The sequence below is a fragment of the Kluyvera ascorbata genome, assembly GCF_023195735.1.
Taxonomy (GTDB): domain Bacteria; phylum Pseudomonadota; class Gammaproteobacteria; order Enterobacterales; family Enterobacteriaceae; genus Kluyvera; species Kluyvera ascorbata.
In genome coordinates this window covers 37,878-56,534 of record NZ_CP096201.1, presented here as the reverse complement: position 1 = coordinate 56,534, position 18,657 = coordinate 37,878, and the positions used below count along the sequence as shown (strand labels likewise).

Here is an 18,657-nt window from a genome sequence, read left to right as displayed (position 1 = left end):
CGTTTGTAGGCCGGATAAGGCGCGCAGCGACGCCATCCGGCAAGCAGCGGCTAGTGGGTATCCACCTCAATACGCAGGCTATCGTGACGCCAGTATTCGATATCCAGATCGAGCACGCGCCCGTGCTGATCGTAGTTTAGACGGCGCAGCAACAGCGCCGGGCGCCCTTCCATCACCCCCAGTGCCTGCGCGGCCTGCGCTGGCATCGCGGTCGGGTAGAACGACAGATGCATGCTGGTATAGACAAGGTTGTAGTGCGATTCGTACACCTCGGTCAGGCTGCCGTTGAGATCGTACTGCAACAGCTCCGGCACGCGGGCTGGCAGACAGTGGTTTTCGCTGTAGCAGACCGCGCGACCGTCGGCGTAGCGCAGACGGGTCAGCAGGTAGATCTGATCAAACGGCTGGAGCTGCAACGGCTCCATCGCCTCTACCGGCACGGTGGTCAGCACGCCGCTCAACAGCGCCGTTTTCGGCTCACGGCCCTGCTCACGGCATAGCTTGTGGAAGTTGGTGTTCTGGGTTGGGTCCAGCCACAGGCGTTCCGGGGTGACAAACCAGCCGCGACGGTCAGCGCGCCAGATAAGCCCGCTGGCCTCCAGCTGCGCCAGGCTTTCGCGAATGGTAATACGCGTGGTGTTGAAGATAGCGCACAGTTCCCGCTCAGACGGCAGCTTATCGCCGCTTTTCAACGCACCGCTCTGGATGCGCGCCTGAAGCTGCGCCTTGATCAACAGGTACTGTGGGACATCGCCCGGAATCGCTTTCATAGTCACTCGCTGTCACTTTTCTCTGCCGCCATTATACAGACGCAGATGAATTTTTTGTTGCAGAGCCATTTTCCCTTTGACCCTTTGCCGAAAAGATCGTCATGATAAATGCAAATCTGGTATAGACCAAAGGTAAATAACATGACTTCGCGTAACTATCTGCTGCTGACCCCTGGCCCACTGACCACCTCTCGCACCGTGAAGGAAGCGATGCTGTTCGATAGCTGCACCTGGGACGATGATTACAATATCGGCGTGGTGGAATCTATCCGCCAGCAGCTGACCGCGCTGGCGACGGCCGCTGAAGGCTACACCTCCGTGCTCCTGCAAGGCAGCGGCAGCTACGCCGTGGAAGCGGTGCTGGGCAGCGCGCTCGGCAAGCAGGACAAGGTGCTGATTGTCAGCAACGGCGCCTACGGTGCCCGTATGGTGGAGATGGCGGGGATGATGGATATCGCCCATCACGCCTATGACTGCGGCGAAGTTTCCCGCCCGGACGTACAGGCGATCGCTGAGATCCTCAAGGCCGACCCAGCGATCACCCATATCGCGATGGTGCACAGCGAAACCACCACCGGGATGCTCAACCCGATTGACGAAGTCGGCGCACTGGCCCGTCAGTACGGCAAAACCTACATTGTGGATGCGATGAGTAGCTTCGGCGGTATTCCGATGGACATTGCCGCGCTGAATATCGATTTTCTGATTAGCTCTGCCAACAAATGCATTCAGGGCGTGCCGGGCTTTGCCTTCGTGATTGCCCGCGCGGACAAACTCGCCGCGTGCAAAGGCCGCTCCCGCTCGCTGTCGTTGGATCTCTACGCCCAGTGGCGCTGCATGGAAGATAACCACGGCAAATGGCGCTTCACCTCACCAACCCACACCGTACTGGCGTTTGCTCAGGCGCTGAAAGAGCTGGCGGAAGAAGGCGGCGTGGCAGCGCGTTATCAGCGCTATCAGCAAAACCAGCGCAGCCTGGTTGCCGGTATGCGGGAACTGGGCTTTACCACCCTGCTGGACGATGCGCTGCATTCGCCGATCATCACCGCGTTCTATTCACCCGAGAACCCACAGTACCGCTTTAAAGAATTTTATAGCCGCCTGAAAGATCAGGGGTTTGTTATCTATCCTGGCAAGGTGTCACAGAGCGACTGCTTCCGTATCGGCAACATTGGCGAGGTGTACGACACCGATATCGCCGCCCTGCTGACCGCCGTTCGCAATGCGATGTACTGGACAAAATAAGGAGCCATCATGAACCGCATTAACGCTGTTATTCTCGATTGGGCGGGTACCACCGTCGATTTTGGCTCTTTCGCACCGACGCAGATTTTTGTCGAGGCTTTTCGTCGCGCGTTTGGCGTGGAGATAACGCTTGCCGAAGCACGCGTGCCGATGGGGCTTGGCAAGTGGCAACATATTGAAGCGCTGGGCAAACTTCCGTCCGTCGATGCCCGCTGGCAGGCGAAGTTTGGCCGTGCCATGAACGCGGCGGATATCGATGAGATTTATGCCACCTTTATGCCGCTGCAAATTGCCAAAGTTGTCGATTTTTCCACACCGATCGCCGGGGTTATCGACACGATTGCGGCACTGCGTAACGCCGGTATCAAGATTGGCTCCTGCTCCGGCTACCCGCGTGCGGTAATGGAACGCCTTGTGCCTGCCGCCGCCGAGCACGGCTACGCGCCGGATTGCTGGGTCGCCACCGACGATCTCGCGGCGGGCGGGCGTCCGGGGCCGTGGATGGCGCTGCAAAACGTGATTACGCTGGGTATCGATGCGGTCAGCCGCTGCGTGAAGGTAGACGATGCCGCGCCGGGCATTACCGAAGGGCTTAACGCCGGGATGTGGACCGTGGGTCTTGCGGTGTCGGGCAATGAGTTCGGGGCGACGTGGGAAGAGTATCAGGCGATGCCTGTTGCAGAGATTGCCACCCGCCGCGAGCATGCGGCCAGCAAGCTGTATGCCGCCGGGGCGCATTACGTGGTGGATTCGCTGGCGGATTTACCGGGCGTAATTGCCGAGATTAATGCGCGTCTGGCGAAGGGCGAACGCCCATAAACAGGTAACATCTGCGCCGTTCCCGGCGGCGCTTCGCTTGGCCGGGCTACATGGATGAGCCGGTAGCCCGAGCGAGGCATTTATGCCGACCCCGGGGAGGCACCCGGGCCTCATCCGGCAATAGCATGGTTATTTAATCCGCACTTTCACCGTAACCAGCAGCGCGGTCAGCAGCATCAGCGCCCCGGAAATCATCAGCGGCGACGTCAGCCCCAGACGATCCAGCGCCAAACCGCCAATCGCCGCGCCGCAGGTATTCGCCAGCTGGATAACCGCAACCTGGATCGAACCGGCTTTCTCTGCCTGGTCGGCCAGCGAACGGGTGATCCACGTCGACCAGCCTACCGGCACCAGCGCGAACGCTAACCCCCAGATAATGGCAATACCTGCCGCCACCGCCTTTTCGCCTCCCCATAGCGCCAACACCAGCGCACTTAGTGCCAGAATCAGCGGCGCACCGGCCAGCGCCAGCTTAACCGAATGCTTAAGGATAACCGCCGAGAATGAGGTGCCGACAAAGCTGGCAATCCCGAAGCTCAGCAGAACTAAGGTCAGGCCGTCCACGCCAAATCCCGCCAGATTCATATAGATTGGGCGAATATAGGTGAAGAAGGCGAACTGCCCGGCAAAGGACATGAAAATGGCGATCATCCCCGCCATAACGCCGGGGCGTTGCAGCAGGCTAAACATATTCTGCTTCTGGTGCGCCGGTTCACCCGGCAGCGACGGCAGCGCTTTCAGCACCCAAAAGATGCACAGTACGCCCATCACCGCCGCGGCATTAAACACGTTGCGCCAGCCAATAATGCCGCCCAGGAAGCTGCCGAGCGGTGCGGCAATCACCAGCGCGATAGAGACCGCGCCAAAGATAACCGACAGCGCTTTCGGCACCGTACGCGCCGGCACCAGCCGCATCGTCAGCGAAGCCGACATCGCCCAGAACCCGCCCAGCGCCAGACCCAGACAGGCACGGCCCATCAGCAACAGCGTAAACGAGTTAGCGAACGACACCAGCAGGCAGGAAAGCGTCAACAGGATGGAGAACAAAATCACCACGTAGCGACGATCGAGGCTGCCGATAATCTGCGTAACAAACAGGCTGGAGAACATGGCGACAAACGCCGTCACGGTGACCGACTGACCGGCGACACCTTCTGAAATACCCAGGTCTTCCGCCATCGGGGTCAGCAGGCTGACCGGTAAAAATTCCACGGTAATCAGACAGGCCACACAAAACGCCACGGCAAAAACCGCCGACCAGTTCGGCCGCAGAACGCCCTCTGTGCGGGGCTTCTCTTCACTATGCTCACTCATTTCTTGTTACCTGCGCGGTGTTTTTGCTGAAGGGTGCGCAGTGTAACATTTTAAGTGTGATGGATTTAACGTTTTGGCAACGGTTAAAGATGAAACGCTATCTTCTTTCCCGTTGGCAGCGTGACATCAATGCTGATCTCACCGCCGAGTGCAGCGACGTAACGCTTCAGTGTCGACAAGCGAGGATCGTTTTCCGCCTGCTCCATCTTCGCCACGGTGGGCTGTTTTACGCCCATTGCGGCAGCCAACTCCGCCTGAGACAGGTTGAGCTCTTCACGCAACATGCTTAACGTGACGGTCTGGCGTAACGCTTCGACTTTTTCAGCAATTCGCGCCTGACTTTCCGGGCTCTGTTTAGCCATTAGCTCTTTAAGGGTCGCCATCATTACTCCTCACTTATTCAGGTGCTTACGGTACTCGGCGTCAGCAAGTTTGATCATCTCTTTATAAAACCGTCTTTCGTTTAATCCTGTTTTATCTCCTGCACATAGCACGATGGCGCAGCGAGAAGGATCAAACGCAAAAAAGGCCCGAATGGGATTTCCCTGATGCTGTATACGAAGCTCTTTCATATTTGAAAAAGCGGAGCCATTAACCGTATCCGCAAACGGGCGCGACAACTGCGGTCCGTACTCGGATAAAATCACCATCGCTGCAAGCACATCTTCCCTCAAGGCTTCGGCCTGTTCCTCAAACCAACTGTCGAAAACATCCGTTGTTTCCACCGACCACATCTGCGATCCCTCATAGCCAATAAGCTATCAATAAATTATAGCTTACTGGCTATATAAGCAAGGAATTCCCTTCCCAGCGACAACTCGTTGCATAGCATTTTGCGAAGCGGCTCGAGCATTGAGAAATATGACTTTGTTCATGCGTGCAGGAATAACGACTCACGCATAGCATGGCACTAAGTGCTATACTTTTAGGGACAGGACGTCAAACCGATGCGAATCTTCAAAACCAAGTGGTTCAATAGGGAAGCAAAATCCCACGCGATAAAAGACGATGAGTTAAGCGAGGCGATTAAAGCTGTGCTCCAGGGAAAAGCGGATAATCTCGGCGGCGGAGTTTATAAAAAACGTCTCAATCAGAACCGGGATCGTGCAATCGTTCTGGCGAAAGGTGGAGAACACTGGTTTTACACCTTCCTTTACGCCAAGCAGGATATGGCAAATATCAGCTATCGAGAATTGGCGGGGTTTCGTGAGCTAGCAAAGCACTACGCGTGCCTCACAGCTCCTCAAATAACCGCGTTAATTCACAGCAAAGAACTGGTCGAGGTGCTCCATGACAGCAAAAACTAAATTCAAAAGCCCAGCCTTCGAAGCCATTCATAGCGCGGCTTCTGGGTTATTTAGCGTGGATGCCATCCCTCAGGAAACCATGCGCAGTTTTGATACGGCCTGCTTGAGCTGCGTAAAAGACCTGCAACCACTTGAAATCAAAGCATTGCGGGAAGAACTTAACGTCAGTCAACCCGTTTTCGCCCGTTACCTGAATACCAGCGTATCCACCGTTCAAAAATGGGAAACCGGCGCTAAACGCCCGAGCGGGATGTCGCTGAAGCTGCTGAGCGTTGTGCAAAAACACGGTTTGAAAGTATTGATGTAATGAGTGTGCCGGATGGCGGCTTCGCCTTATCCGGCACCCCCAACTCACTCCCCGCGCGCCGATTTCACCAGCCCGGTAATCCACTCTTGATGGCCGTTGATCATCGGGTTCGGTACGGTACGCGCCAGCTCCTGCGCCGGGATGCCAATCTGCGATTCCTGGGTCAGGATGCGTACGCGGTTGCCGGGAAGGTCTTCGAACAGCCAGGCGTGGATCACGTCCAGACGGGTCGTTGCGTCGCCTTCCGCCCAGCCGTGCCAGGCTATGCGCGCGGCTTCGCCATCGACCGGTGGGACGTATTCAGTTATCTGCGCTTCAATCGGGAAGCCGAAAGTCGAGAAACGGAAGCGGGCGTTAGCGCTCAGCATCGGGCCGCTGCCGTCGTGAAAATGAATATCCGCTACGTTGATGTAGTAGGTTGGCCACAGCGTAGTGTCGTCAAGCTGTGCCCAAATCTGTTTGGCGGTCAGGCCGCTGACGATGATTTCATTAGAGGCAAAGTTGTCGGTGGTACCCGGCAGATAGCCTTCCGGCCAGACGATTGCGCTTTGCTGCATGGACTGTTTCATGATGAACCTCGTGAGTGATTGTGTTGACGAGGTAAATCATGCGCTCGGGAGTGATATAAATATAATCATCAATATTGATAAACAACATCACTCAATGTGATATCAATGCAGCCAGTGCACGCCGTTTTCATCATGGAACAGCGCGTTATAGCGATACTGGAAGGCGTTCAGCTCGCTGATTTCCGGCTCCAACTCGCGCAGGAAGCTCAGCGCCAGGCGAACCTGGGCGTCGGTAATCGGTGCCGCCAGACGGGCCTTTTGCAGCCGTCGGTGCCAGCTCAGCATGTTGGATTCGCTGCCGTCGACAATACACACCTGCCAGATAAGCAGCATCTGCGCCGCGTTCTGCAAATGCGCTTCGTTCGGCCGCTCCAGATAGTGTAAATATTCTTCGCCCTGCGCTTTCCCTAGCTGGTCTACCATCGACTCCACCGGCTCTGGCGTAATGCCGAGCCGCTCACTGAGACGGCGAATTGCCCGTCGGGAACTTGAGGTCAGGATCCGAAATCCTACAACAAACACCACCACCAGGGTGGCCAGAATCAACCAGATCATGCACGCTCTCACCTTAGCTAAACCCCGACATAATAATGGGATTTCGCGCCCTGTCGATATTCGAACATGCCATAATGTGCGTTACCTCCCTGAAGGAAGCCGCCGATGAAACCGGATCTCAGAACCCTCGACCTCAACCTGCTGAAAACGCTGGATGCGCTGCTCGATGAACGCAGCGTGACGCGAGCGGCCGCGCGGCTGTCGCTGACCCAGCCCGCCGTCAGCGGAATGTTGACCCGGCTGCGGGATAATTTTGGCGATCCGCTGTTTATCCGCGCCCCGCACGGCATGGTGCCGACGCTGCGCGCCCAGCAGTTGGCACCGGTGGTCAAACAGATCCTGAACGATATCAACATGCTGCTACAGCCAGCCCGGTTCGACCCGCTTACCGCCGACTTCACCTTCACCCTCGCCGCCACCGACTACGCGCTGAAAGCGGTGGTGGTGCCGTTTATCGCCGCGCTAAAGGTGCGCGCGCCGAATATTCGCGTACGGGTGATTCCCGTTGAACCGGAGCGGCTGACCGCACAGTTTGAGCAGGGGAAAATCGACCTCGCGCTGCTGACTCCCAGCACCACGCCGGGCGACCTGCACAGCCGCACGCTGTATGAGGAACGTTATGTCTGCATGCTGCGCGCCGACCATCCCGATGCCCGAGCACCGCTGAGCCTCGACCGTTTTTGCGCGCTGGAGCATATTCTGGTCTCTTACGAGGGCGAGAGTTTCTGGGGCGTGACCGATGACGCGCTGGCGAAAGTCGGCCGCAAACGCCGGGTAGGGCTGTCGGTGAGCAGCTTCCTGGTGCTGCCGGAAGTGCTGGCCGTCAGCGAAATGATTGCCGTCGTGCCGAGCCGTCTTGCCAGCGCGCGCGCGTCAATCTGCGTGCAGGAGCCGCCGGTGGCGATTCAAGGCTTTACCAAAAGCATGGCCTGGCACGAGCGTACACATCGCGACCCGGCGCAGCAGTGGCTGCGTGAATTGCTGCATGAGACCAGCCAGCAGGCATAAAAAAGCCCGGTGCAGAACCGGGCAAAGAAGTTACCAAACACACTTACGCCATTTTTAACTGCTGAATCTTCTTCTCACGGCGAATTTTACGTTCTTCAAATACCGCGACGATGGCCATCAGGCAGATACAGCCGATGGCGGCGGTATCCAGCGCGGCGAAGGTGCCCGCCCAGCCGGTGAGGCCGAAGATTGGCGTACCGTCGGCAATCATCCCCAGACCCAGCTTGGCAAAGCTGTCGCCAATCAGGTAGGCAAAGGTGCCTTTGATGCCATCGGCCGCGCCGATCGCTTTTTTAGGAACGAAGCCAACCGCTGCCACGCCAATCAACAGCTGCGGGCCGAAGACCAGGAAGCCAAGGGCAAACAGCGACGCCAGATAGACGTACTGGTTGCTGGCATGCTGGTAAACGCCCAGCGTGGCGATGATTAATGCCAGCGCCACGCAGGCCACCAGCGCACGACGGCCGTTGGCGAGGTCGGAGAGCCAGCCCCACAGCAGGGTGCCCACCAGCGCGCCGACTTCAAACAGGGTAAAGCCCTGAATCGCCACCTCTTTAGAGAGCTTCAGCTCCTGGAAGGCGTAGACCGTAGACCACTGGTCAATACCGATACGCACCACGTACAGGAAGATGTTGGAGAAGCACAGCAGCCAGATAACTTTGTTTTTCAGCACGTACTCAACAAAGATCTGCCACTTGGTCATGTCGTTATCTTCGGTCTCTTTGTCCTCTTCGCTGATCTCTTCACCGAACAGCTCTTCCGCTTTGCCGAGGCCATAAGATTCCGGGGAGTCGCTACCAAAACGCAGGCCGATAAAGCCAACAATCAGCGCAATAATCGACGGGAAAATAAACATGCCGATGACGTGACCGCCGAACAGAACGTTAGCACCGAACAGCGCCACGCCTGCCGCGCCCGCACCACCAAGGTTGTGGGAGATATTCCACATGCCGAGGTAGGAACCGCGCTTACGGCGAGGCGTCCACTTGGTGATGGTCGAATAGCTGCACGAGCCGCCGGTACTCTGGAAGAAACCGCTCAGACCGTAGAACGCAATCATCAGGAACAGGCTGGTTGAGCCCGACCCCATGCTGGCGCTGAAGCCGAGCATACAGATGGCGGAGAGGATCAGCATCAGCGGCAGGAACTGCTTGGTGTTCTTACCGTCGGCATAGTAGGAGACCAGCGTTTTACCCACGCCGTAGGTGATGGAGAAGCCGAGACCAATCATCCCGAGCTGGGTCATGCTCAGCCCGTAGGTGGAGATCATGTCGTTCTGCGCGATGTTAAAGTTCTTACGAATCAGATACATCGTCAGGTAGCCGATAAAGACAACCAGATAGGACTGCATGAACGGTTTGAACCACATTTTGCGCCGCACTTCGAGCGGCAGATCCAGGGTCGGCTTGCGCACCTGGTTTAAGAAGGCCAGCATGGGTATCTCCTGATTTTTATACCTGCGTGATAGCCGGTATTGTAAAAATCAGCGGCGCGTCTGGCCTGAGACAGCGTCCAGGTGAAACCGGGAAAATTTCCTAGTTTTAGGTCATTCGTCTTAGAAAGGTGAAGCGGGTCACGCTTCTCTCGGCGCCTGGGCGTTTAAGAACGGCAGCAGCAGCAGCGCGGAGATGCCCGCGGCAATGGCGATCACCACGAAAAAGCCCGTCCAGTGCCACACTTCCATCACCTTCGCCAGCGGCCAGCCGGAAAGCGACGCGCCGAGGTAGGCAAACAGGCCAACAAAACCGGTGGCGGCACCCGCCGCCTCTTTGTGCGAGCACTCCGCCGCCGCCATGCCGATCAGCATCTGCGGGCCGAAGACGAAGAAGCCGGTGGTGAAGAAGCACGCCGCCTGCATCACGTAGCTGGCGAACGGCATCAGCCACAGCGAGCCAACCGAGAGCAAAATCCCGGCGGCGAAGATCAGGTTCATCGGCCCACGATTGCCGTTGAACAGTTTGTCCGAGCCCCACCCCGCCACCAGCGCACCGATGAAACCACCCAGCTCAAACATGGTCACCGCGGTGTTCGCCGTGACCAGATCAACGCCCAGCGTTTCGGACATGTATAAATTGCCCCAGTCGTTGATCGCCGCGCGCACCACGTACACCAGCACATAGCACAGCGACAGCAGCCAGATGTAAGGGTTGAGCAGCACGTAGCGGGTGAAGATCTCTTTGCGCGTCAGTCCGGCCCCTTCCTGCTGTTGGGCTATCTCCAGTTCGTCGTGCCGCCAGTCGCCAATCGGCGGCAGGCCAATGGCCTGCGGACGATCGCGCAGTCGCCAGCAAAGGAACAGGCCGACCACAATCGCCATGGTTCCCGCGATAGTCATCCCCGCACGCCAGCCGTAGTGCAGCGCCGCAGCACCCATCACGATAGGGATCAGCGCCCCACCGACGTTGTGCGCGGTATTCCAGATGGACCACCAGCCGCCGCGCTCGTTGCGCGAGTACCAGGCGGTGAGCAAGCGGGCACAGACCGGCGCGCCCCAGCCCTGAAAGAAGGCGTTCAGCGCCCACAGCAGGGCGAAGGCCCACAACGAGGTGGAGAAGCCGAACAGAATATTGACCACCCCGGTGGCAATCAGCCCGATCCCCATAAAATAGCGGGCGTTAGAGCGGTCGCTGACGATGCCGGAGATAAACTTCGACAGCCCGTAGGTGATGTAAAACAGCGTCGCCAGCAGGCCAATATCGCTGCGGGTCAGCACGCCAGTGGTGAGAATTTCCGGCACCGCGGCGTTGAAGCTTTTACGGGTGAAGTAAAACAGCGCGTAGCCAAGCCAGATGGTCAGCAGGATATGCCGCCGCCAGTAGCGGTACTGGGCATCTACCTCCTGCTTGTCGGTGATGCGCGGGGCGTTAGCCGGAGCCTTGAGAAATTGAAACATCGCCGTTCCTTACACGTAGCGCAGAGGCAAAGAGACGCTGACCCGCGTGCCGTGCATGCAGGAAATCGTGAGCGAGCCGCCGAGCGCGGTCACACGTTCGCGCATGCCGGTGAGGCCAAAGCCCTGTTGATTCGACCCCGGCGGCAGGCCGCTGCCGTCGTCTTCCATCACCAGCATCAGCCGTTCATCCTGCTGCCAGCCCTGTAGCGTCACCGCGCTGGCGTTCGCGTGCTTCACAATGTTGTTGAGCCCTTCCTGACAGACGCGGAACAGCGTTACCCGCTGGCTTTCGCTCAGCGTTGACTCATCAATTCGCCAGTCGAGGTGGCTGACGATGCCCCGGCTTTCCAGCTCCATTTCGCGCATCAGCGAGCGAATGGCCTGTTCCAATGAGAGGTCGTCGAGCTGGCGCGGACGCAGCCGACCCAGCAGGCGGCGTACGGCGTCGTAAACGCCCAGCGAAAGCTGCTCAATATGCGCCCCGCTCTGCTTCACGCCCGCGTTCTCCGGGGCCAGACGCTGCACAATCCCGGCCTGAGTGCGAATGGCGGTGATGGTCTGGCCGATATCATCATGCAGCTCGCGCGCCACATCGCGGCGTACGCTCTCTTCGGTTTCCAGCAGGCGCTCCGCCAGCCGGTGGTTGCGCGCCAGTTCGTTTTGCAGCGACTGGTTGAGCTCTCGCAGTCGCTGAATGCCCGCGCCGAGCAGCAGCCCGGTCAGGCTTTGCGCCAGCAACGAGAGCAGTAAATCAACGGGGTGATCGTGCCAGGTCTGGCTGGCAATCAGGGCGATGGCGTTCATCAGAGTGGCGATCAGCGCCCCCTGCCAGCCGTAGTGCCAGGCCAGCGCGATAATCGGTAAGGCGAGACAAAACGGGGTAAAGCGCGAAAGCTCTGCGGGCAAACCGAGCTGTAGCCACAGGCTGACGGTAAACAGCAGCAGATACCAGACCAGATGCCGCCCGCGCCAGTTCACCGGCTGCGACACCAGCGCCGGGCCAAGCGGTAGCCAGGTGGTGCTGGTGAGGTAGTGCCAGAACACGAGGCAGATAGGGGCCAGCGTCAGCCCGCCGGTTAAGGTCAGCAGTAAGGCGTTAAGCGCCGCCTCCCCTTGCCATAGCCAGGGTAAAGATTGCAGCAGCGCCGCCGCGGTAAGCGCCGCCCCCTGGAGCAGCAGCGTGCGCCAATCGCGCTGATGGCGATAGCGGGAAATCAGCGCTACCGGCAGCAACGTCAGCGCGCTTCCGGTCATCAATAATAATGCGTGGCTCAGCGCCACTTCCTGCGCCAGCCAGTAAATCAGCAGCCACTCTGCGCCCACCAGCACCGGCCAGTAGCCACGCGGGCATTGCAGCATTAACCCCAGACGCAGGCCGAACGGGAACAGCAGCACCGCCAGCTCCGGGCGTTCCACAAGGTGCAGACTGATACTCCACAGGCAGAACCACGCGGCGGAGAAGATAAAGAAACAGGCGACAACGGTAATACACCGCGAAAAGACGCTATTCATCACCAGCCGTCAAACATGCGGCGCGCCAGCTCCACGTCGTTGCTGACGCCCAGCTTTTCCATCAGGTTAGCGCGATGAACGTGTACCGTTTTCGGCGACAGCCCCAGCTCGGCGGCAATCTCTTTCACCGCCAGGCCCTGCGCCAGCTTTTCCGCCACCTGACGTTCACGCTTGGTCAACGGGTCCTGACGGCCCGCCGCCAGCTTGACGGCGATATCCGGCGTTAAGTAGCAGCCACCGGTCGCCACGGTATGTACCGCCGCAATCAGCTCGTCCGGGCTACAGCGTTTGGAGAGAAATCCGCGCGCGCCCGTGTTCAGCGCCTGCTCGACCAGCGCCGGGCTATCGTGAACGGAGAGCATGATGGTAGCCATGCCTTTCGGCAGTTGGCCGAGCAGCTCAAGGCCGGAGATGTCCGGCATGGAGATATCGCAGATACAGACCTGAACGCCGCGCCCCGGTAGCCCCGCCAGCGCTTCGCGCCCGGAACCAAACTCGGCGACCACCTGCAAATCAGGCTCAAGGCCAAGCAGTTGGGCAAAGCCGGAGCGAACGATAGTGTGGTCGTCGATAAGGGCTATGGTGATCATGGGTTTGTCCTGGCGGGTAAAAAAACGCGCCTACCTTAACGATAAGCGCGCGACTGTTCAAGTCTTGAGCGGACTACTCGAAGAAGACGGTTATCTTGTTGAACATCGACGGGTCGGACTGGTTGCGGGTTACTTTCACCACGTCTTCCAGCTTGTCTATCTGGCTAATCATCTGCTCTAGTCGCTGATCGTCGTTGACCAATAGCCAGATGCGGCTCTTATCGCTGTCATGAATCGGTAGACAGAGAATGCCTTCCACGTTGAAGGCGCGACGGGCAAAGAGCCCGCAGACGTGGGTCATTACGCCCGGGTGGTTGCGCACGGTGAGTTCCAGAATAACGTTGTCATGAGTCTGTTGTTGCATGGCTTATTCCCCCACCATTTCGGTATTTGCCGCACCCGGCGGCACCATCGGATACACTTTTTCTTCTGCGTCGATACGCACATGAATCAACGCCGGGCCCGGACGGTTGATTATCGCCTGCAGCGCCGCCTGCGGGTCTGCTTCATTGTTCAAATCGCAGGTTTCCAGACCGAAACCGGCGGCAATCTGCATAAAGTTAATCATGCCTGGGTAGGTGGCGGCAAATACGCCCTGTTTGTAGAACAGGCTCTGCTGCTGGTGTACCAGACCCAGCGCCTGGTTGTTCATCAGGATGATTTTCACATCCAGCTGATTTTCCGCCGCGGTCGCCATCTCCTGAATGTTCATCATCAGGCTGCCGTCACCGGAGAAGCACAGCACTTTTTTGTCCGGGTTCGCCAGCGCCGCGCCGATGGCCGCAGGCAGGCCAAAGCCCATGGTGCCGAGGCCGCCGGAGGTCAGCCACTGGCGAGGACGGTTCAGCGGGTAAGCCTGCGCCACCCACATCTGGTGCTGACCAACGTCGGTGGTAATAATCGCCTTGTCGTCAACGCAGGCCGCCGCCGCGTTAATCAGGCCGTAGTGGCTGAGCGGGTCGCCTGCTTCAGGAATGGCGCCCGGGAACTCTTGTTGCAGCTCAGCCACTTTACCGCGCCACGCGTCACGCGGCTGGGCGGCAATTTGCGGCAGCAGCTGGGTCAGCACGTCGTCCACGTCCGCCTGAATCGCCACGTGTGCCTGTTTGATTTTGCCCAACTCTGCGCGGTCGATATCAACGTGGATAATCTTCGCGTTCGGGCAGAATTCCGCCACTTTACCGGTCGCCCGGTCATCAAAACGCGCACCTAAAACCACCAGCAAATCAGATTGTTGCAGGATGAAGTTGGTGCTGCGCGCGCCGTGCATCCCCAACATGCCTAACGACAGCGGGTGCGCTTTTGGCAGCATGCCCAGCGCCATCAGGGTCATGGTGGTCGGCAGGTTGGCTTTTTCCGCCAGTTCACGCACGCGTTCCGGCGCGTTGATAACGCCGCCGCCCAGATAGAGCACCGGGCGCTGTGCGGCGTTGATCATCGCCGCCGCTGCGCTCACGCTCTCGGCGCTGAATTCTGGCGTTGCCGCGCGGCCACCGGGTTCCGGCAGTTCGCTGATATCGATTTCCGCGGTCTGAACGTCCTTAGGAATGTCTATCCACACCGGGCCTGGGCGGCCAGACTGTGCAATCCGGAAGGCATCAGCAATAACCTGTGGTAATTCATTGATGTTACGGACTAAGTAGTTGTGTTTGGTGATGGGGATAGAGATACCGTAGGTGTCGACTTCCTGGAAGGCATCGGTGCCGATTAACGAGGAGGCCACCTGACCGGTGATACACACCAGTGGAATCGAGTCGAGACGCGCATCAGCAATGGCGGTCACCAGGTTGGTGGCGCCGGGGCCGCTACAGGCCATACATACCGCCGGTTTACCGTGGGTACGCGCCATGCCCTGGGCAATAAAGCCCGCGCCCTGCTCGTGTCGCGCCAGAATATGACGGATCTGGGTGCTCTGGCTTAAGGCGTCGTACAGCGGCAGAACCGTGCCGCCGGGAATGCCGGTGACCATGGTAATACCCTGACGTTCCAGTAAATGAACGATTAATTGCGCGCCGGTAAAACGCGTTGTCTGTGATGTTGTGCCCGAAATTGCCATGCTCCAGTCCTTTCAACTAGGCCGACTATCCGGAGGGGGCTAGAAACTAAAAACCCCGCCCGGTTTGCGCCGGCGGGGTTTGGAATCGTGTGTGTTCCTGACCCTACGGCGCATTGCCGACGACCACCACCACACGCACGACGACCACCGCGGCTGGTAGCGCGGTTTTTAGTAGGGTCGAAGTCAGCATTGATGGGGTCATTAAGGGTCTTCTCTCAATTCGTTTAGTGAATTTATACAAACACAGCTTTTCCGGGCTGACAATGGAAATATTTTCATCCGCACAAAAATGCAGCAAAGATCACATTATCGTGATCAGGGAAATTATCCAGGCTGTCCCATTTATCCCCTATTTCTGGCCTTGGTCACCGCCCGTGGGTTGTGTTAAGTTTTGGTGAAATCTCCCTGAGCAACGCATTATCATGACGCTTTCTGTTTTCTGCATTTTGCTGTTTGCCGCACTTTTACACGCCAGCTGGAACGCCATTGTTAAGGCAGGAAACGACAAACTCTATTCGGCTATCGGCGTCACCGGCTCCGCCGCGCTCATCGCGTTGCTGCTTTTACCCTTTGCGCCTGCGCCCTCGGCCGCCAGCGTGCCGTTTATGGTGGTCTCCACCGTCTTGCAGGTGATTTACACCGTACTGGTGGCGAAGACCTATCAGATTTCCGATATGAGCCAGACCTACCCGCTGATGCGCGGCACCGCGCCGCTGCTGGTAGCAATCATCAGCGTGCTGTTTCTTGGCGACCATCTTTCCACGCTGGCATGGTGCGGAATCGCGGTTATCTGTACGGCGATCCTCGGCATGGCATTCAATGGCCGAGGTGGTTCGCAACGTGGCGTGATGTTAGCGCTGCTGAACGCCTGGATTATTGCCGGTTACACCCTGATCGACGGCACCGGCGTGCGCCTGTCGGGCACCGCGCTGGGCTATACGCTATGGTCGTTTTTCCTCAATGGCTCCAGCCTGCTGTGCTGGGCGATGATCGCCCGCCGCCGTGAAGCGTCTCGCTATCTGGTGCAGCACTGGAAGAAAGGCGTTCTTGGCGGCATGGGGACCATGGGCTCCTACGGTCTGGCGCTGTGGGCGATGACCCAGGCTCCGCTGGCGGTGGTCGCCGCGCTGCGTGAAAGCTCGATTCTGTTTGGCGCGCTGATTGCCTGGCTGCTGCTCAAAGAACGGGTGGCCGGGCTGCGTCTGCTGGCCGCTGGCGGTATCGCCGCGGGTGCCATTCTGTTACGCCTCTCTTGACTAAACTGGCAACTATTGTTGCCGTTTACGTGTATAAATCCTGCCTGCATCACACATTTCATTTACATGACGTATGATTAAATCGTCACCTCATTGTGGTAGATTCCTCTCGCTTTTAGCGCAATTCCTGGACATTTATTCTTATAAACCTAATTTTTATAAAGTTATCAGCGAAATGAAAAGAGATAGAAACGTCAATATCCTGGTGATGCTGGTGTTGCTCGTCGCCGTCGGTCAGATGGCGCAAACCATTTATATTCCCGCAATTGCGCAGATGGCGAACGACCTGAATGTCCGCGAAGGGGCGGTGCAGAGCGTGATGGCGGCCTATCTGCTGACCTATGGCGTTTCACAGCTGTTCTACGGCCCACTTTCTGACCGAGTGGGTCGCCGCCCGGTGATCCTCGTCGGGATGTCGATTTTTATGCTGGCGACGCTGGTCGCTATCACTACGCACAGCCTGACGGTGCTGATTATTGCCAGCGCGATGCAGGGGATGGGGACCGGCGTGGGCGGCGTGATGGCGCGAACCTTGCCGCGCGATCTCTATGAGGGCAGTCAGCTTCGCCACGCTAACAGCCTGTTAAACATGGGTATTCTGGTGAGTCCACTGCTGGCACCGCTGATTGGCGGCGTGCTGGAGACGCTCATCAACTGGCGTGCCTGCTACGGTTTTCTGCTGGTGCTCTGCGCGGGCGTCACCTTTAGCATGGCGCGCTGGATGCCGGAAACGCGCCCGACCGGCGCACCGAAAACCCGGCTTATCAGCAACTACAAAACGCTGTTCGGTAACAGCGGCTTTAACTGCTACCTGCTGATGCTGATTGGCGGCCTGGCCGGTATTGCGGTGTTTGAAGCCAGCTCCGGCGTGCTGATGGGCGGCGTGCTGGGCTTAAGCAGCATGACGGTCAGCATCCTGTTTATTCTGCCGATTCCGGCAGCGTTCTTTGGCGCCTGGTTCGCCGGACGGCCGAAAAAACGCTTCCCGACGCTGATGTGGCAGTCGGTGGTGTGCTGTCTGGCAGCGGGCGTGATGATGTGGATCCCGGGTCTGCTCGGCGTCATGAATATCTGGACGCTGCTGGTCCCTGCGGCGCTGTTCTTCTTCGGCGCGGGGATGCTGTTCCCGCTGGCGACCAGCGGCGCGATGGAGCCCTTCCCGTTCCTCGCCGGTACCGCCGGGGCGCTGGTTGGCGGCCTGCAAAACATTGGTTCCGGCGTGCTGGCCTGGCTGTCGGCGATGATGCCGCAAACCGGGCAGGCCAGCATCGGGCTGCTGATGACGCTGATGGGGCTGCTGATTTTCCTCTGCTGGCTGCCGCTGGCGTCGCGCTTTGCGCATCAGGGTCAGGCGGTGTAATCACGTCCGACCGTTGCCTGATGGCGCTTCGCTTATCCGGCCTAGTAGGCCGGATAAGGCGGAGCCGCCACCCGGCATAAAACGCCTATTTAACCTGCTCCTGAAGCCAACCGATAAACGCCTCAATTTTCGGCCACTGCCTGCCGGGCAGCGTGGTGACGTAATAATGCTGATGACATTTCAGCGCCTTATCACCAAAAGGAGCCACCAGCTCCCCGCTGTCGAGGCGCTTTTGCACCAGCCGCTTTCGCCCCATCGCCACGCCGATGTGGTTCATCGCCGCAATCACCGCTAAATCAGAACGATCGAAACCAATGCCAGACGATGTCGGCAAATTCACCGCATACTGCTGCGCCCAGCTGTGCCATTCATCGGTCCCTGAGTCGTTGCTCCACGCCTGTCTGTCGTGCAGCAGCGTACAGTGCGGTAGGTTCACCAGCGAGCCGGTCAGAGCGTAGCGGCGGGCGTATTCCGGGCTGCATACCGGCAGAATTTCTTCATCCATCAGGAAGTGGTGCGCAAGCTGTGCGGAAGGCGCATCGTCAAAATAGAGAGCCAAGTCGACCCCAGCGCGCTGTAAATTGACGTTGTCGTTGCCGGTCAGGATGGTCAGTGAAATGGACGGGTAGCGGCGGGTAAAGTCGCCGAGCGCTGGCACCAGCCAGCACTGGGCGATAGAAGGCCGCGAGTAGACGGTAAGCGTCCCCGAGAGCTCCTGATTTTTGATATCAAGAATCTCCTGGTTGAGCGTATCCAGCGACGATTTCAGCGCCCAGAACACGCGTTTACCTTCGTGAGTGAGCTCTACTTTACGATGCGAGCGGACAAAGAGCTGAATACCCAGCTCCTCTTCCAACTGGTTAATACGGTGGCTGACGGCGCTGGGGCTTAATGACAGTTCATCTGCCGCCAGCGCAAACGACTGATGCCGGGCCGCCACTTCAAAAGTATACAGCTTTGATAACTGCCAGCCGTTCAGCAGACGATTTCTGCCCTCGCGCAGGGGTTCCATATTCCTCTCCGTATTGCCTGTTTTTCGCCGGAGTGTAAAAAAAATCACCGGCAAAATCAGCACAAAGATGAATCAGAATGATTC

General features: G+C 58.3%; 21 protein-coding genes. 7 read left to right on the top strand and 14 right to left on the bottom strand.

What is annotated here, in order from left to right:
* Window positions 1–50: 50 nt before the first annotated feature.
* A complete protein-coding gene (phnR, locus tag MY052_RS00275; RefSeq protein WP_035895042.1) occupies window positions 51–770 on the bottom strand; it encodes a phosphonate utilization transcriptional regulator PhnR in 720 nt (239 codons plus the stop codon).
* 141 nt (window positions 771–911) lie between these two features.
* Here phnR and phnW point away from each other — a divergent pair, with 141 nt between their 5' ends.
* Window positions 912–2,015: a 2-aminoethylphosphonate--pyruvate transaminase gene (gene phnW / locus MY052_RS00270; RefSeq protein WP_248538002.1), complete on the top strand. Its 1,104-nt coding sequence runs from the start codon at window positions 912–914 to the stop codon at window positions 2,013–2,015.
* A 9-nt stretch (window positions 2,016–2,024) separates the two neighbouring features.
* Window positions 2,025–2,834: a phosphonoacetaldehyde hydrolase gene (phnX, locus tag MY052_RS00265; protein ID WP_202216922.1), complete on the top strand. Its 810-nt coding sequence runs from the start codon at window positions 2,025–2,027 to the stop codon at window positions 2,832–2,834.
* A gap of 129 nt (window positions 2,835–2,963) precedes the next feature.
* Here phnX and nepI read toward each other — a convergent pair whose 3' ends face one another.
* From nepI to MY052_RS00250, 3 genes are all read right to left on the bottom strand, one after another.
* A complete protein-coding gene (nepI, locus tag MY052_RS00260; protein ID WP_248538001.1) occupies window positions 2,964–4,148 on the bottom strand; it encodes a purine ribonucleoside efflux pump NepI in 1,185 nt (394 codons plus the stop codon).
* A gap of 83 nt (window positions 4,149–4,231) precedes the next feature.
* A complete protein-coding gene (locus MY052_RS00255; protein ID WP_248538000.1) occupies window positions 4,232–4,531 on the bottom strand; it encodes a helix-turn-helix domain-containing protein in 300 nt (99 codons plus the stop codon).
* A gap of 9 nt (window positions 4,532–4,540) precedes the next feature.
* Entirely contained in the window at window positions 4,541–4,882 is a 342-nt protein-coding gene (locus MY052_RS00250; protein WP_035895036.1) for a type II toxin-antitoxin system RelE/ParE family toxin, read from the bottom strand.
* Between the two features lie 213 nt (window positions 4,883–5,095).
* Here MY052_RS00250 and MY052_RS00245 point away from each other — a divergent pair, with 213 nt between their 5' ends.
* A complete protein-coding gene (locus tag MY052_RS00245) occupies window positions 5,096–5,455 on the top strand; it encodes a type II toxin-antitoxin system RelE/ParE family toxin (RefSeq protein ID WP_123650993.1) in 360 nt (119 codons plus the stop codon).
* Window positions 5,439–5,762 (top strand): helix-turn-helix domain-containing protein, encoded by a 324-nt coding sequence (locus MY052_RS00240; protein WP_202216920.1) that lies wholly within the window; start codon window positions 5,439–5,441, stop codon window positions 5,760–5,762. The genes MY052_RS00245 and MY052_RS00240 overlap by 17 nt, the downstream gene beginning before the upstream one ends.
* Before the next feature lie 44 nt (window positions 5,763–5,806).
* Here MY052_RS00240 and MY052_RS00235 read toward each other — a convergent pair whose 3' ends face one another.
* Both MY052_RS00235 and MY052_RS00230 read right to left on the bottom strand, forming a co-directional pair.
* A complete protein-coding gene (locus tag MY052_RS00235) occupies window positions 5,807–6,319 on the bottom strand; it encodes an SRPBCC family protein (RefSeq protein WP_248538981.1) in 513 nt (170 codons plus the stop codon).
* Window positions 6,320–6,433: 114 nt separating this feature from the next.
* Window positions 6,434–6,886: a DUF1198 family protein gene (locus tag MY052_RS00230; protein WP_035895033.1), complete on the bottom strand. Its 453-nt coding sequence runs from the start codon at window positions 6,884–6,886 to the stop codon at window positions 6,434–6,436.
* A gap of 105 nt (window positions 6,887–6,991) precedes the next feature.
* Between MY052_RS00230 and MY052_RS00225 the strand changes: the two genes are divergently transcribed.
* On the top strand, window positions 6,992–7,894 hold the full coding sequence (locus MY052_RS00225; protein ID WP_248537999.1) for a LysR family transcriptional regulator: 903 nt from the start codon (window positions 6,992–6,994) through the stop codon (window positions 7,892–7,894).
* 43 nt (window positions 7,895–7,937) lie between these two features.
* Here the strand turns inward: MY052_RS00225 and uhpT are convergent, their stop codons facing one another.
* The 7 genes from uhpT to ivbL form a co-directional block, all read right to left on the bottom strand.
* Complete coding sequence (gene uhpT / locus MY052_RS00220; RefSeq protein WP_248537998.1) at window positions 7,938–9,329, bottom strand: hexose-6-phosphate:phosphate antiporter; 1,392 nt, start codon at window positions 9,327–9,329, stop codon at window positions 7,938–7,940.
* Between the two features lie 138 nt (window positions 9,330–9,467).
* Window positions 9,468–10,787, bottom strand: a complete 1,320-nt coding sequence (gene uhpC, locus MY052_RS00215; protein ID WP_035895029.1) for an MFS transporter — start codon at window positions 10,785–10,787, stop codon at window positions 9,468–9,470.
* 9 nt (window positions 10,788–10,796) lie between these two features.
* Window positions 10,797–12,299, bottom strand: a complete 1,503-nt coding sequence (gene uhpB, locus MY052_RS00210) for a signal transduction histidine-protein kinase/phosphatase UhpB (protein ID WP_035895028.1) — start codon at window positions 12,297–12,299, stop codon at window positions 10,797–10,799.
* Complete coding sequence (gene uhpA, locus MY052_RS00205) at window positions 12,299–12,889, bottom strand: response regulator transcription factor UhpA (protein WP_248537997.1); 591 nt, start codon at window positions 12,887–12,889, stop codon at window positions 12,299–12,301. Before uhpA ends, uhpB begins: the two co-directional genes overlap by 1 nt.
* Window positions 12,890–12,962: 73 nt before the next feature.
* Entirely contained in the window at window positions 12,963–13,253 is a 291-nt protein-coding gene (gene ilvN, locus MY052_RS00200) for an acetolactate synthase small subunit (RefSeq protein ID WP_035895026.1), read from the bottom strand.
* A gap of 3 nt (window positions 13,254–13,256) precedes the next feature.
* The gene (gene ilvB, locus MY052_RS00195; RefSeq protein WP_202216917.1) at window positions 13,257–14,945 is read right to left on the bottom strand and encodes an acetolactate synthase large subunit; all 1,689 of its coding nucleotides are present in this window, start codon (window positions 14,943–14,945) and stop codon (window positions 13,257–13,259) included.
* Window positions 14,946–15,048: 103 nt separating this feature from the next.
* Window positions 15,049–15,147: an ilvB operon leader peptide IvbL gene (gene ivbL / locus MY052_RS00190; protein ID WP_072011409.1), complete on the bottom strand. Its 99-nt coding sequence runs from the start codon at window positions 15,145–15,147 to the stop codon at window positions 15,049–15,051.
* A 220-nt stretch (window positions 15,148–15,367) separates the two neighbouring features.
* Here ivbL and MY052_RS00185 point away from each other — a divergent pair, with 220 nt between their 5' ends.
* Complete coding sequence (locus MY052_RS00185; RefSeq protein ID WP_035895025.1) at window positions 15,368–16,201, top strand: DMT family transporter; 834 nt, start codon at window positions 15,368–15,370, stop codon at window positions 16,199–16,201.
* 175 nt (window positions 16,202–16,376) lie between these two features.
* A complete protein-coding gene (gene emrD, locus MY052_RS00180) occupies window positions 16,377–17,561 on the top strand; it encodes a multidrug efflux MFS transporter EmrD (protein WP_035895023.1) in 1,185 nt (394 codons plus the stop codon).
* Window positions 17,562–17,646: 85 nt separating this feature from the next.
* On the opposite strand, the gene dsdC is transcribed toward emrD, so the two are convergent.
* Window positions 17,647–18,573 carry a DNA-binding transcriptional regulator DsdC gene (gene dsdC, locus MY052_RS00175; RefSeq protein WP_035895021.1) on the bottom strand — a complete coding sequence of 309 codons (927 nt, stop codon included), beginning with the start codon at window positions 18,571–18,573 and terminating at the stop codon, window positions 17,647–17,649.
* Window positions 18,574–18,657 lie beyond the last annotated feature (84 nt).